At 66.8% G+C, this 14,770-nt stretch carries 11 protein-coding genes; 9 read left to right on the top strand and 2 right to left on the bottom strand.

What is annotated here, in order from left to right:
- Positions 1 to 23 precede the first annotated feature (23 nt).
- Positions 24 to 338 carry an ArsR/SmtB family transcription factor gene (locus ACWD3E_RS20400; RefSeq protein WP_053764272.1) on the bottom strand — a complete coding sequence of 105 codons (315 nt, stop codon included), beginning with the start codon at positions 336 to 338 and terminating at the stop codon, positions 24 to 26.
- A 102-nt stretch (positions 339 to 440) separates the two neighbouring features.
- On the opposite strand from ACWD3E_RS20400, the gene ACWD3E_RS20395 reads away from it, so the two are divergent.
- From ACWD3E_RS20395 to ACWD3E_RS20370, 6 genes are all read left to right on the top strand, one after another.
- Positions 441 to 1,076, top strand: coding sequence for an arsenate-mycothiol transferase ArsC (locus tag ACWD3E_RS20395; RefSeq protein ID WP_451388942.1), 636 nt, complete (start codon positions 441 to 443; stop codon positions 1,074 to 1,076).
- 49 nt (positions 1,077 to 1,125) lie between these two features.
- The gene (locus ACWD3E_RS20390; protein WP_451388941.1) at positions 1,126 to 1,545 is read left to right on the top strand and encodes an arsenate reductase ArsC; all 420 of its coding nucleotides are present in this window, start codon (positions 1,126 to 1,128) and stop codon (positions 1,543 to 1,545) included.
- Positions 1,546 to 1,802: 257 nt separating this feature from the next.
- A complete protein-coding gene (locus ACWD3E_RS20385; RefSeq protein ID WP_361292715.1) occupies positions 1,803 to 2,636 on the top strand; it encodes an AbiTii domain-containing protein in 834 nt (277 codons plus the stop codon).
- On the top strand, positions 2,633 to 3,418 hold the full coding sequence (locus ACWD3E_RS20380) for an AbiTii domain-containing protein (protein WP_351728173.1): 786 nt from the start codon (positions 2,633 to 2,635) through the stop codon (positions 3,416 to 3,418). Before ACWD3E_RS20385 ends, ACWD3E_RS20380 begins: the two co-directional genes overlap by 4 nt.
- 801 nt (positions 3,419 to 4,219) lie before the next feature.
- Complete coding sequence (locus tag ACWD3E_RS20375) at positions 4,220 to 5,446, top strand: helix-turn-helix domain-containing protein (RefSeq protein ID WP_058082585.1); 1,227 nt, start codon at positions 4,220 to 4,222, stop codon at positions 5,444 to 5,446.
- Positions 5,447 to 5,502: 56 nt separating this feature from the next.
- A complete protein-coding gene (locus ACWD3E_RS20370; protein WP_451388940.1) occupies positions 5,503 to 6,396 on the top strand; it encodes a hypothetical protein in 894 nt (297 codons plus the stop codon).
- A gap of 20 nt (positions 6,397 to 6,416) precedes the next feature.
- Here ACWD3E_RS20370 and ACWD3E_RS20365 read toward each other — a convergent pair.
- Positions 6,417 to 7,618 (bottom strand): IS3 family transposase gene (locus tag ACWD3E_RS20365; RefSeq protein ID WP_451388939.1). Its coding sequence is split into 2 segments (ribosomal slippage): positions 6,417 to 7,327 and positions 7,327 to 7,618, totalling 1,203 coding nucleotides; the frame shifts between segments, so codons are not numbered across the junction.
- Positions 7,619 to 7,621: 3 nt separating this feature from the next.
- Between ACWD3E_RS20365 and ACWD3E_RS20360 the strand changes: the two genes are divergently transcribed.
- The 3 genes from ACWD3E_RS20360 (at position 7,622) to ACWD3E_RS20350 (ending at position 14,428) form a co-directional block, all read left to right on the top strand.
- Positions 7,622 to 8,056: a restriction endonuclease-related protein gene (locus ACWD3E_RS20360; RefSeq protein ID WP_451388938.1), complete on the top strand. Its 435-nt coding sequence runs from the start codon at positions 7,622 to 7,624 to the stop codon at positions 8,054 to 8,056.
- The gene (locus ACWD3E_RS20355; protein WP_451388937.1) at positions 8,053 to 11,352 is read left to right on the top strand and encodes a hypothetical protein; all 3,300 of its coding nucleotides are present in this window, start codon (positions 8,053 to 8,055) and stop codon (positions 11,350 to 11,352) included. Before ACWD3E_RS20360 ends, ACWD3E_RS20355 begins: the two co-directional genes overlap by 4 nt.
- Before the next feature lie 91 nt (positions 11,353 to 11,443).
- Positions 11,444 to 14,428 carry an RNaseH domain-containing protein gene (locus ACWD3E_RS20350; RefSeq protein WP_451388936.1) on the top strand — a complete coding sequence of 995 codons (2,985 nt, stop codon included), beginning with the start codon at positions 11,444 to 11,446 and terminating at the stop codon, positions 14,426 to 14,428.
- The last annotated feature ends 342 nt before the right edge of the window (positions 14,429 to 14,770 follow it).

The raw sequence follows: 14,770 nt of genomic DNA, 5'->3' as shown, positions 1-14,770 counted from the left end.
CGGGTCGCCGTAAAGGCGGGTGATCAGGGGCAGGACCGCTTGACGTTGTTCTCGGCGGTGGCACGCGCGGTCTCCGCGAGGTCGGCGAACTGACCGGCAAGCGAGGCGATGACGTCGGGCTTGAGGCGGTAGTAGGTGAACCGGCCGCATGGCTCCGTCTCCACGACCCCCGCCTCGCGCAGCACCTTCAGGTGGTTGGAGAGGTTGGTCTGTCTGGCCCCCGTCTCCTCGATCAGGTGGGTGCTGCAGAGCGTCTCCTTGGCGAGCAGGGTGACGATCTGGAGGCGGAGCGGGTCCGCCAGGACCCGCAACAGATCAGTGTCGACTGACGTCAGCATGGGCTGATACTCTCACATCACTCCGGGCTGATACCAGCCTGAGCTGATTCCTGGGACCCGCATCCCCACACCCGTAGGGACCCACGCCCCGAAGGGGTTCCCATGACCGCATCCCCGCCCCCTGTCCTGCCCGACGAACGCCTCGCGGCCGGCATCGCCCGCCTCGCCGTCCGCTACCGCGGGCACTTCTCCCCGGAGACCATCCAGCGCCTGATCATCGACTCCTACGAACGGCTCGCCGAGCACGCCCGCATCCGCACCCACCTGGTGGTGCTGGCGGAGCACCTGGCCACGGAGCGGCTGGACGCGCTTGCGCATGTTCAGGGGGCGCCGGGCAGTGGCCTGCCGCGGGTGCTGTTCGTGTGCAGCCACAACGCCGGCCGCTCCCAGATGGCCGCCGCCCTCCTCGCCCACCGGGTGAACGGCAACATGGTCGTCTCCTCGGCGGGTACGCACCCGGCGGCCGCGGTCGAACCGGTCGTCGCGCAGGTACTGACCGAGGCCGGCGTGGACCTGACGGACGCCTTCCCCAAGCCGCTGACCGACGAGGTCGTGCAGGCCGCCGACATCGTCATCACGATGGGCTGTGGCGACGCCTGCCCGATCGTGCCCGGCCGCCGCTACCTGGACTGGCCCGTCACCGATCCCGAGGGCGCCCCGATCGCCGTCGTCCGCAGCATCCGCGACGAGATCGACGCCCACATCACCCAGCTGCTCGACTCGCTGCCGAGCACCTGAAAACCGACCCCCCCATCACCCTCTTGATCCACTTACGAAGGAAGAACCAATGTCCTCCAGCCCGCTCGCCTCCGTGCTGTTCGTCTGCGTCCACAACGCCGGGCGTTCGCAGATGGCCGCCGGATTCCTCTCCCACCTCGCGGGTGACCGGATCGAGGTCCGCTCCGCCGGCTCCATCCCGGGCGACCAGGTCAACCCCGCCGCGGTGGAGGCCATGAAGGAGGTCGGCATCGACATCTCCGAGGCGAAGCCGAAGATCCTGACCACCGAGGCCGTCCAGGCGTCCGACTACGTCATCACCATGGGCTGCGGCGACGCCTGCCCGATCTTCCCCGGCAAGAAGTACCTCGACTGGGCCCTGGAGGACCCGGCCGGCAAGGGCGTGGAAGCTGTCCGCCCGATCCGCGACGAGATCAAGACCCGCATCGAGGCGCTGATCGCCGAGATTGACGCCAAGCGGGAAGGGTGACCTCGTGACCGGCAGCGGGATACGCGAGGTCATCCCGGACCCGCCGGAAATACCGCTGCCCGCTAGCCTCGATCTTTCGCGATGGGCCGCCGACGGTGTCGGGGGCCCGTTTGGTTGCTGGTAGTCGAGGGCGGGCCGGCCGAGGGCCCGGGTGCGGTCTCCGGTGAACGCCGGGTTCCACTGCGCCAGGCTGGATCCTCGCACCAGGGCAACGAATCCGACCGGTGTTGTCAGTGGGGCCATGCAAACTGGATGCCGTGACGACTCCCGACGTCCGAGGACTAGAGCAGCTTGAGCGCGCCGTCCTAGACGACGCTGCCTCTCTCGCCACTGCGCTCCGGCAGTGCCTCATGTTGGCCGGCTACGCGCGCCATGAGGAGCTGCGCGCATGGGCGCTGAAAGAGCTGGAGGGGTACGCGGCGTCCGATGAGCTGCCCTCTTACCGGAAGGTGCCAGCCGCGCTCGAAGTCGTGGTCGATCTCTACCTTCCAGGTCAGATCATTCGGGACAATACCCAGCGGGTCAGTCCAAACCAACTACCTCAACACGCCCAGGATCGCGGCATCGGGGAGAGCGCGCCGATCCGACAAGGAGTACGGGAACTCGAAGCGCTGGTCGCCCGCACCGACAGGGCGTCGGTACGCCTGAGCCCGCCCGGTTCTGCCGACTACGCCCTACTGATGACGCAGGAGCAGCATCAGCAGGGAAACGAAGGTTCCCAGATCACCTCTCTGCACTGGGACGTCTCCGTCGCCAGTATCGCGGGCGTCCTCGATCAAATCAGAACACGTCTGACCCAGTTCGTCGCGGAAGTGAGAGCAGCCATGCCCCCGGGCCAGCAGAACCCGAACCCCGACCAGATCAACTCGGCCGCGCAACAGGCCCTCAACATCACAGGAGGCGACGGCTCCACTTTCAACATCGTGGCGCCGAACGCGAAAGCGGACCGCGGCGGCACCGCGAGCGCCAACGTCAATGAACCCGCGCCCGCGACTCCGCAGCCCTGGTGGCACCGCACCTCGGTCATCTGGGGTGCCATCGCCGCTCTGGGGACGGTTGCTGGCGTCATCGTCACCGTGGCCGTGAAGTGAGATTCCGCCGAAGCCGCCTCGACAGACTGGAAGGCGACGTCCTCGACGAGAGCCGCCCGCTCGCGCCGATCTTGCGCCAGGTGATCACCCTGGGCGGGCACGCTCACTCCGAACCGTTGCGGGCCTGGGCGCTGCGGGAACTCCAGGGTTACGAGGGCACGGACGTGCCGATTCCCGACTACCGGAGAATCTCAGCCCCCCTGGTGATGGATGGCCTCGCTGGGATGTACCAATTTCGGGAGCAGCCGGTCAGCATGTTCGACCTGCCGGACTTCGCCCGTGACAGCCTGGGCGGCGAACTTCGCCTCGGGCAGGGCGTCGGCCAGATCGAGTCCCTCATCGCCGGAAATCCTGGCCAGACTGTGCAGCTCGGTCCGGCCATGGCTGCCGACCTGGCCGTGTTCATGAGCCAGAACTCGCCCAGGCAGGTTCTCAGGCTGTACTGGGCTGTGCACCCGTCAGCCCTGGAGGGCATTCTGGACCAGGTCCGCACGCGACTCGTCCAGCTCGTCGGGGAGTTGCGGGCCGCGATGCCACAAGGGCAAAAAGATCCGACACCGGACCAGGTCGCTCAAGCACTCCAAAGCATCAACATCATCACGGGCGACAACTCCTCTGTGACCGTCACGGCGCCTATTGCGGTCGCGCGCCATCGTGGATCAGCGCGAGCCGAAGTCAGCGGAGGGGCCCAGCAAACCTCTGCGCGGACAGCGATCGTCTGGGCCGTCTCGGTCGCCCTGGTTGCAGCCGCGGCGGTCATTGTCTGGGGGGCGTGGTCCTGAAGCGAGCTGACCCACGAGGGCACATGCGCCTGAGAATCGGCCGCGTACCGCGCCTCCAGGTCCTCCAGCGCGTCGCGAGCGCTCTGCTCACCGACGGTCTGCAGATCGGGGTCGATGAAGAACGGTGACCTGGCCCGGCGCAGCGCTGCGGGCACGTACTCCGGCAGTGCCCGGTGCACCAGCCAGCCAAGGACGCTCTCCCAGCGGGTGGCATCGGGGATGAGATACCACCGCTGGTCGCCCTCCGGCGACGTCCAGGCCGCGACCACCGGCTCCCCGAGCGAGTCGACGAGGATGGGCGGCAGCTCGCCCACAGCGGGGTGGTCCGCCCTGCCGGAACGGTAGCCGTCGTACGACTGAGAGCCGTACAACTTCAGACTCCACCACGGTGCACCCTCGGGGCGGGTCAGCAGCCGGATCGCCAGATCACGGTCAGCGCCCTCCAGACCCGGCGCGATCTCGGGCCGCATCCCCTTGGGCAGGCGCCGACCAACGGCGCTGGTGGACTGGTCACCGAGGTGCACGGAGGCGTCCACCGACGAGAACACGTTACGGGGACGGTCCCCTTCGGCGTGGCCGACGACGGCGAAGACCGGAGCGACCTCGCCACCCTGTCGTGCACCACGGCTCCTTCGCTGGCCGGCCCTGCGACCGAGAGGCACAGACCGCGCGCGTCCTGAGGGGCGACCAGCGATGGCCCCAAGCTCTGGACGGTAGTTGCCCGCAACCGCCTTGGCCGGGATCAGGATCGCCCCGTCGTGAATAGTTGCAGTGAACTGTTCACTACGTTTTGCTTCCGGTATGGCACAGTCCCTCCGTCCCCAGGCCCTCCAACGCCAACGACTGTTCAGAGACATGAGCGTGGAACAGCTCGCCGAGGCTGTAGGGGTTACGCCACGTGCTGTACGCCACTGGGAAGCGGGAACACGGACTGTTGGTGACCGAGCTTTCGGCCGATTGCTAGAGGTTCTGCGATGTGGTGCGCAGGATCTGACAGGGCGCGAACCGGGTACCGAGAGCCTGGCCGACTTGCGTCGTGATGCTGGCTTGAGCACGGAAGAGGCCGCCTCAGCTCTACGACGCAAGCGTGGTGCACACGGTCTGCATATCAGCGCCGAGAAGATCCGCGATCTTGAACGCGGCAGACGTGTGCGCGGCTGGATGTGGGGATCTCCCGAGACCCTGGGGAGAGTGGCGCACATGATCGCCCAGGTCTATAGAGTCCCCGACCGGGTGGTGATGGATGCCTGGCGCCGCAGCCGCCCGGAGGACCCTCTCCCAGTGCTTCCCGTCCGACGTCCCCGTCAGCCTTCCGAGGAGTCGATGGCTGTATGGAGGGCCCTCAACGAGCGGCAACGTACCTATCTGACGTGCATCTTCCGTCACGACCAGGAGGTAGAGGAAGAACAGCGGCAGGCCCGCTTGGTGGGAGCGGAACAGCGACCAGCAGCCGAATGGCGGCGCATGACGTTGGCAGTCTCCGCCTCGTCTGATGTAGTCGGGTACACCCGCATTCAGGAGGGGCTGCGCGCAGCGGGGGTACATGACCCAGGAGCTGGATCGTCGGTGGCCGCTTTGGAGCGGCGTGGCCTGATCGTCGTGTACCGGGACCGGCTGTATGTCGACGGTCTGGGGGATATCCCCCGTACCCGGGTGGAGATGACCCGGCACGGGCGAGCGGTGGCCCGTGCGGCCCTCGGGGCTCCCCGGGAAGCAGGACCACCTGCGCCGCTGCTGTCGTTGTGGCTCTGGAAGATCATGGTCCGGGTCGCGCGCGCCGGAGCGCAGGGGGTGGACGGCAGCCTCGCCGGGCGTGGGCCGCATTACCTGGCGGTGGGGCAAAGCCCTGATGGACGGACCCCGAGCCGGGGCTTCATCGTGTTGCGGCACCCCGACGGAGTGACTCACGGACCGTACCGGTGGTTCCTCACCGACTCCGGGCGAAGCCACATCGCCGACCACCTCGACGCCTACCGCGGCCTGTATCCCAGCATCGACACCGAGGGCCTCGACGAGAGCTCTGGCTGAACTCCCCTCGGGATTCCCAGGGCCCATTGTCAGTGGCCTGCCGTATGGTCCGGCACGTGATGCAAGCTGACGACACAACGGACATTCAGCAGACTCACGCACTGCTGGAAATCGTCAAGGCGTTCGCCGTGTGCGAGCACGCGATGGTCGGCGAGGGACTGGACGGGCCGAGACGCCTGGACCGCCTCATGGAGGCCCACGGCATCCTGATGGCGGCATGCGGCCCGGGGCACCTGATCCTGTTCGACGAACTGATGGGCAGGCTCACTGGCGACCGGGCTGGCTCCCTGGAAGGGCTGCTGCCCGACTGGATCGACAGCGAGGCTCTCGCTGGCGTGCGGCTCATGGACAGCGAGGGCGTTGCCACGGAGGACGGGTTCGACTTCCGGCACGAAGCCCAGCGCGTCCTGCGGGCCGCGCAGAAGGTCGGGAAGTTCACCGGGCAGGTAACGAAACCGAAGCTGGATGACGAGTACAGCCAGGAAGCCGTCTTCAGCGCGATCAAGGGCTCCTTCTACCAGAGGCACCGCACCACTCTGGTTGAGAACCCGACGGTGCCGACGGGCAGTCTCACGGAGCTCAAGCTGCCCTCCCGGGCGAACGACTTCTACAAGCCGATCGCCCAGTACGCGCAGTTCAACGGCTGGTGGTGGCCCTGCCCCGCCTGCAAGTGGCCGATGAAGGTGACAGCTGCCCGCACCGGCGCGCGCACAAGGGGCAGGGTGCGGTGTCTGTACCCCTGGCACGAGGAGACGGGCGCGTCGTACGAGTTCGTCGTGACCGCCCGGAAGAAGTCGGCCCCCGAACTGAGTCCGACGTTCGAATGCCGGGTCCCGTCCGGCCGGTTCGCACGCCTATGGACCGGGGCCGTACCGCACGTGCCGCAGGCTAAGCCGGCCGCAGAGTACATGGCGCTGGTACGGCCGGTGTGGCGCTACACCGGGCCTTGACCCGGAATCTTGGACACGGGCTATCCGGCTTGGGCCAGGGTAGTTGATGTTGTGTCGAGTGCCGTCTCGTAGGCGATGGGGCTGCGTTGTCCGAGGCGGGAGTGACGGCGTCGGGTGTTGTAGCGGTTGAGCCAGCCGAACGCGTCGAGTCGGGCCTCGCGTTCGCTGGGCCAGGTCTTGCGGCCTTGGAGCGTCTCGCGTTTGAAGGTCGCATTGAAGGACTCGGCGAGTGCGTTGTCCGCGCTGGAGCCGATCGCGCTCATGGACTGGCGGAGGCCGGCTTGGCGGCAGGCGGCGGCGAAGGCCCGGCTGGTGTACTGGGCTCCGTGGTCGGTGTGTATCACCGCTCCAGCGAGGCTGCCGCGGGTGTGTTCGGCGGCGGCCAGGGCGTCGGTGACGAGATCGGTGCGCATGTGGTCCGCGATCGCCCAGCCGGCCAGGCGCCGTGAGGCGAGGTCAATCACGGTGGCCAGGTAGAGGAACTTCCCGCCGTCCAGCGGGAGATAGGTGATGTCGCCGACGTACTTCGTGTTCGGCTCGCTTGCCGTGAAGTCGCGGCCGATCAGGTCCGGGGCCTTCGCTGCGGCCGGGTCCGTGATCGTGGTGCGGTGCCTGCGCCGCAGCCGCACGCCCGCCAGGCCGATGCTGCGCATCACCCGCGCGATCCGCTTGTGGTTGACTCGCTCGCCCTCGTCGCGGAATTCGGCGGTGATCCTGGGGACGCCATAGGTGCCGTCCGATTCGTTGTGCACGGCTCGTATCCGGGTGGCGAGGCGGGCATCGGCCGCCTGCCGGGCGGCCCGGTCCGCGGCCGTCCGGCGCCAGTAGTAGAAGCTGGAGCGGGCGATGCCCAGGATGGTGCACAGCCGCTTCACGCCGTAGCGGCGGTGGTGGTCGGCAACGAACTGGAAGCGGTTCACCAGCGCGTCTCCCCGGCGAAATACTTCGCCGCCTTGCGCAGGATCTCGCGTTCCTCCTCCAGTTCACGGACCTTCTGGCGCAGAGCGGCGTTCTCCGCCTCCAGCGGTGTCGGCGGCTCGGCCGGCACCTCTGCCCGGCGTCCCCGCGGCCGGCTCACGCCGGCTGCCCGCACCCAGTTCCGCAAGGTCTCGGGGTTGATTCCCAGATCGGCAGCGACCTGCCGGATCGTCGCCTCGGGCCGCGACTGGTACAGCGCGACCGCGTCCGCCTTGAACTGCGGCGGATAGTTCTTCATGACCACGAGATGTCCGTTCTCAGATCCTCAGGACCCAGTGTCTCGTGTGTCCAAGATCAGGGGTCAAGGCCCACCGTCATCCCTGGCCTACCCGAACTGGCCCTGCACCGAGCCGCCGCGGCGGCCCTGGAGGGAACCGCCTGGACATCACATCTGTGGCCCAACGGGGACCAGTGTGACCTGTGGATCACCCGCGAAGGAAGCGAACAGCCGCACTTTCCTGCTGACTTCAAAGACTACACCTGGCCGAATCACCTGGTCAGCAAGCTTCATATGGACGGCGGCGATAAGGGCGGCGCCGAGTACCTGGTAGTGCCCGACCATCGCCAGGACCAGGTGGCCCAGCTCCACGCGGTGTGCCGCACATACAGGATGAAGGCGGCGATGACCGCGACGGACTACCTCGAGATGGTCATCACGCAGATCAAGGAGGGCAAGGCGTGAGCGGGGAGATGACGGGTAAGGAAGCCGGCCTGGCTGGAGCACTCGCTCTGGCCGCGCACTACTTTCCCCGCAAGGACGACGAGGGGCGCATCCTGGCCGGCTTCGAAGAAGCCACGTTCTTCGCCCACCGCAAGCCGCAGGCTTGGTCGGATTGGGCGAGCTTGCCAGTGGCCGAGCGGAACCTGATCCGTCAGGTGATGGCCTTGATGGCTCCCGAATGGACGGATGCGAAGAAACTCAGGGCCGCCGTCCTCGCGCTCCTAGGCACCCTGGCCCCCGATCCCGACCTCGCGGACAGGTCGGGAGGTTCGCTGCGGCTGCCGGCCGGAGACCCACAGCTGGCCGAGGCGGTGATCCCCAGGGTGGGAGGGGATTTCCTCGGATACGCACAACGCGTCACCGGGCCGTTCTTCACCTTCGGCAAGCGCCCCAAGGCACAGGCGTTCGCGGGCCCAGGAACCCTCAAGACGAGGACGGCCTACCTGGGCCAAGAGCACGGCACGACCAGCAGGGAGATCCATATCCAGGCGACTCCCGGCTTCCTTGAAGCGCCCGGCCACGAGGTGCTCCCGCAGGTGCACACCCGCCCGCAGCGCGACCGGGTCGCGCCGACAGTGAACCAACTCCTGGATGTCGCCAAGATCCTTAGCGGCCAGGACAAGAGCGTCGCCTACCTGCACAAGGTGCTCAAGCGCTTCTTCAAGGCAATGAAGACGACCGACGGCGAGCTGACCGAACTGGACCTGACGTCCGGAGACCTGCAGGTCCTCAACGCCCCCACGGGAAGCGGCAAAACGGTACTCGTACGGGTCATGGCGTCCTGGGCAGCGCTCAACGACCGGCGAATCGCCCTCGCCGTCACCGATGTCCGCGCCACCCTGGACATGGCCTGGGACATCAACAACGACCTGGCCTATCTGCACAAGAACAAGCACCTAGCCGAGCCCGCTCACTGCACTCCGCTGATGTCCCCGTCGAGCATGCACCGGCGGGCCATGGACTACGCCGCCCTGGGTACCTCCACCCAGATCGACGAATGGGACCGGCGCGCCAGGACCGACATCGCGCTGCTGTCGGCCGGCTGCGCGCAGCGAGCGTTGATGGACCCGCCCACCCTGTATCCGTACGGGGAGGAGAACTGCACCTCGCTGACCTCTCCGGCCACCGGCTCCACCCGGCTCACCTGCTCCTTCGCCCCGGTGTGCGGCAAGTTCCAGCAGTTCTACCGGGCCACCGACGCGGCCGTGATCGTCACCAACCACGCCAACCTCCTGGAAGGCCGCACACGCATCGGCGTCGTCCTGGACGGGCAGGAGTTCCGCGGCAAGGCACGTGGCACCAGGGGCATGAGCGTGCTGGAGATGACGCTGCGCGCCTGCGATGCGCTGGTGATCGATGAGATCGATGCCTTCCAGACGGCCGCCATCAGCCGCTGTACCTCGGAGCTCACTCTGGCTTCCCGGAAACGGACGACCGCGTTGCGGGAGATCGACTCGGACGCCAGGAACCTGCCCGTCGTCCATGAGATGTCCCTTGCAGCGCCGGTCAGCCACGCGCGGCTCATGGCCGAGATGCTGCTGCTGTGGCTCTGCTCAGGCAGCGGGCTCAGGCTGAACCCGGGCAACGAGGCGGACAGCCCTGACGGGGCCAGCCGCGACAACACCGGCTGGCGCCTGGCCCGCTCGAGGGACCGTGAAATCCTTCAGCTCCTGTTCCCCCACCAGACCGCGGCCGACGACGTTCCGCCCGAGCTGTTCGCCTTCCTCGACGAGATCATGCCCGCCCGCTGGTACGCGGCCGGACCGGATGAGGAGGCCAAGCTTCCCGACGGAGCCGACTGGGACGCCATCCAAACAGCCCTGACGATCCTCACCGCGCAGCGCGGCCAGGACCACCTCACCGACACTCGCGACGCGATGCGCACGCTCCTGCGTGAGCTCGTGCCCGATGCGCATCAGCAGGCCGCCGTGGTGAACCTGTTGATCACCCGCACCGTGCTACGGGAACTCGACAGCGCGCTGGACGAGCTGCGCATGCAGGCCCAGACCCTGCGCTATCTCGACCTGGGATCGGTCCGCAAGATCCTTGAAAGCATGCGCAGCAGCACGGTCGCCACCCTCTACCCCCTGGCCATGCTGGGCCGCTCCATCCACGGCTACCAGGTCAAGGGCATGGACAAAAAGGAGCAGGAAGCGGAACTCCTGTCACGTTCTTTCGGCGGCGATCCGCACACCTTCGTCAGCGAACTCGGCGGCCTCACCGCCCTGCTGGCGGCCGGCGTGCAGCGTCCCGTCATGGGCCTGTCCGCCACCGCCTACCTACCACAGGCCGTACAGGAACACATCCATGCCCCGGTCCGCTGGTGGCTCCCCGACACCCGTCCGGAGTCCATCGTCACCCTCGCCACGCCTGTACGGGGCAGCAGCGGGGATGCCATGAGGATCGGGGGTCTCCCGCCAGAGCTGAAGCCCAACGCACTGCGCGATCTCGGCCGGGGCCTGTACGAGCAGCAGCTCGCCAAGCGCCTGGCCCGCCTGGAGAAGCACGAACCGGAACGGGCCCGCGTCATCCTCGCCGTCAACTCCTATGAGCAGGCCGCCTACCTCGCCTCCGGGGTGGCACAGGCCGACGGGCTGAACCATCGGATCTGCCTGCTGGTGAAGAAGCCGGAGAAACAGAACTACGAGGAGCACCTACCTGCCCACGTGGACCGGATGGTCCGCGAAGAGCTCAAGGAGTTCCCCGACCGCGGAGAGATCCTTATCGCCCCCCTCGCCGTCATCGGCCGGGGCCTGAACATCGTCGTCGGAACGCGCTCGGCAGTCCGCGACATCTATCTGTGCGTCCGGCCTGTCCTGAGCATCGAGGACACCGACTGGCTGCACGCAAGCGTCAACGCCGCCGGTTACAACACCCTTCCCGCCGGCGGCAGCGACGAGCCCTTGGCCGTCCTGCGCGCAGCAGGCGAAGCCTCCTGGAAGCAACTCACCAAGATCCTTCGCTCCCCGGCCCGGTTCTCCAACATGGACCACGACCTGCGCAAGGAACTCGTCGCAGGAATGCTCGTCCTGCTCATCCAGCTCGCCGGCCGTGCCCGGCGGGGCGAGACCGACATGACCCTCCACATCGTGGACCACTCCATCCACGACAAGAAGTTCAGCTCCGACCTGGCCACGATCATCGAACAGATCTACCGCGACTGGACTCCGAAACAGCGCGACATCATGAATGAGCTCTACGGTCAAGCGCTTCAGGCATTCCTGACCTATGCAGGGCTCGACCGCGAGACGCTCTGAACTGACCACGCCCGTCTCCGCCTTGCCGCGGCGGAGACGGACCCGCATCCTCTCCCAAACGGAGAGACCGAGAGACGAGGTACCCCCGCTCATGGGGCGAAGCAACACGCAGCGGGATCTCACCGCGCACACCACATCGATCCGGTGCACCCCCGAGCTCCTGGACGGCATGACCGCCCTGGTCTGGGACTTCGGCGACTACCACTCGCCCATCCGCACGGCCTGGCGGGATTTGGGGAGCACGGCCTCAAAGAACGCGAAATGGATCAAGGATGTCCAGGAATCCGACCCCTTCCTGGTCCCCTATTCCATCGCTGTCACCGTGCTCCAGCAGATCACCGATGGCTACGTCTACCTGGACAAGTACCTGGCCTTCATGGTGACGCTCAACCCCGTGGAGCCCGACGCCCTCAGGACGGTCTTCACTTACCTGGAAGGCATCGTCCGCCGGATTCCTCTGGATGAGATCCCCTTCATGGATCCACCCACCTTGGCCCGACTGGTCGCGGACGTCGCTCCTGAGCGCCGAAGCCTGGCTAAGAACATCCTCCAAGAGGAAGACGGCAAGCCCGCCAGTCCGGACAGCTGGGCCTATGAGGCGGTGAAGTGGCACATCGCCAAGAAGTTGGCGGCAAAGCCCTTCCTCGACCGGGAAGTCGAGCCGGTCCGTGAGGCGTACGAGGCGACGAACGGCCAGGTGAAACACAGGACCGTCGGCTGGCAGCCCTCCGACAACGTCGCGGCCGTGCAGTACCGGCCCATCAGCAACGGTGACCTGATCGCCTGGGAACAGCCCATCGGCCCGGTCTTCGCCACCCTCGCCCACCCGGTCGACCTCGCCGAAGCGCTCAAGGCCCGTCCCGAGAACCCCACCCGCAGTCAAGTCCAGTACGCGCTGTCCCGCCTGTCGGTGAAGATGGCCACCTACACGGCCGAGCCGAACCCCGTCCTGAATCTTGACGCTCACATCCGGCGCATCAACAACACGGTGATCCACGCCAGCACCGTTCTCGTGGACCAGGGAACAGACCGGCCGATCATGTCTGTGTCCCTGGATGGGCGCGGTCTGCGGCAGACGAACAAGCATGCGCTGGAAATCCTGGCGAAGATGGACGCCGACCGGTCATCGCTCAACGCCATCGAGGAACGCGTCGCCGGTGAGCGCAGCCGCCTGAACGCCAGGGACGAAAATGGCAAGAGGATCGACATCCTGACTCCTCCTCCTGGCGCGATCAGGCCGACCATGCCGAAGACGGACTCCTTCGCTGTCGGTACCGGCGCCGGCATCTACCATCTCTCCCTGCTGCGGGAACACATCCAGCGAGTCTTCGGTGACGCCGTCTCCCTGCTCGACCTGAAGTCGAAGGGGAATGTCTTCGGTAAGCGTTCCCACGAGCCCGCCACCGCTGCCCAGGAGAAAGAGAAGAAACAGAAGAAGCAGGATGGCGAATACGTCGATCTCATCGGCAAGCCCTCCCCGGAGGGTATTCGCCGTTCCATCGAAGCGGCCGGATACAAGAAACTCCGCATCCTGTGCCTGTGGTACCGCGACGCGACCCTCACGCGGATGATCCACGGTCTCGCCCACCCCTACGGGCTGGACCCGGAGGGCATCGATCCGGACCCTGGCGGAAAGAAGTCCTTCCCGCTCGCGGACGGCATCGAAGCTGTCTTCTGCAACGCCGAAGCCCTGCTGGAGCACGGCCCCGGCACTCAGCGCGCCACTGACGCCCAAAGGATCGCCGGCACCTTCGCAGAACCCGGCGTCCTCCTCGCCGCCTGGTGTGAAACAGAGATCCCGGTGCGCGGCGAGGAACACGAGGGCATGAAGCCCGCCGAAGTGAAGACCGCCCTGGCGGAGAACGACGCCAAGCACCAAGTCGTCCGGGAGCTCGCCAAGGCTGCAGTGCCGTCCCAATTCCTCGTCGGCCGCGAGTACGACCCGTTCACCAAGACCTTCACCATCATCAAGAGGCCCGCGAAAGCCTTCGAGGATCACCGCGTCTACATGGGTCTGCTGGACCTCTACCGTTCGTGCGGGGTCGTGGACGACCGCTTCGAGCGTGCCCTCTACCCCGGCGACGACCCCTACCCGCTGCCCCGCATGGCCTTCTGCGGCATCCACATCCGCAAGCAGGCCACGGACCGCAAGTACAAGGGCCAGCCCAAAAGGATCATCACCGCCAGCGTGATCATCCCCTCCCCTGAACCCGGCGGCCCGTGGCGCATGATCGGCTGGAGCAACATCCACCCGCAGTGGGAGCACTACGCCCTCGCACAGAGCAACTTCCACGCCGCCAACTACCCTCTTCACACTGAAAACGGCGACGGCGAAATCCAGCGCTGGGCACAGGCCGGTGAAGACGTCCGCACCGCCCTCCAAGAGCTCCACGACGAACTCGACGGGCTGCCCTACGCCTTGATGATCGACGGTCACGCCAGCCGCCGTGTATGGCCCGGCCTCCACAACAACAAGCAGGGCCTCGGAAAAGATCCCGGGGACCCGCGCCTCTGGCTCCCCGCAAGCGGACTGCCCCCGTCCTGGAATCCGGTCAGCATCATCCGCATGAACTGCGCGCAGGCGGAAATGCCCCGTCTGGTCGCCGTCACCGAGAAGCAGAAGAACGGCAAGACCGTCCCGCTCAAGACCTCCAGCGACCTCTACTACCCGGAAGCCCGGCCCGAAGGCCACCCCTGGTTCCTGTTCACCGAACCCCGCAACTACGGCAAGAAGCGCCATGGGCAGTGGAAGACCCGCTGGCGCGCCGACCCGGGGAAAGCATCGAAGAATGCCGACGAGCGCAAGGAGAACGAACTGAACGCACCCTGGTACAGCATGACCACCAGGGAGATCACCCCGATGCACACGCGGGACGGCTACGACCGAGAGATTCTCGCGGTTGCCGCGGCGCGGCTTTGTCACCAGGCGCTCTCCTGGTCAGACCGGACGCGATACCCGGCCCCGCTCCACGCCGCGCTTCAGATGGACCTTGGCCACCCCCAGTACCGACGCTCCGAGCCGAAGGACCCTGAGAGCATCGAAATCCTGAAGGAAGCCAGCGGCACCGACCTGTAGATACCGGGACGGCTCCGAGCCGTTCGGCGTGGCGGCCTCGAAGATGAGGCCGCCACGCCGAACGGCAGCAACGCTGGCCGCACTGCCCCTATAACGGGGCACCGCGATCTTCCGTCGATGGTTTGGACACCGCCTCCTGGTCGCGCTCTGAAGGCACAATGGCCAGTCGAGGGACTCGCCATATTCGCGAAGGCAAAGCCGTTCGGCGAGCTGAGCGAACGTGTGTGCCGTGTGGTCGGCCAGGCCCTACCACGCCCGGCATCCTTGCTCCCGGTGCTCCAGAGCCGGGAGTCCAAGCGTCAGTGCCCGTGCTGCCGGACGCCGCACTCTGTCATAGCCCCC

It is taken from the genome of Streptomyces sp. NPDC002676 (assembly GCF_053592455.1).
Note: the sequence above shows the minus strand (reverse complement) of the source record. Positions and strands in the feature narration are given on the sequence as shown.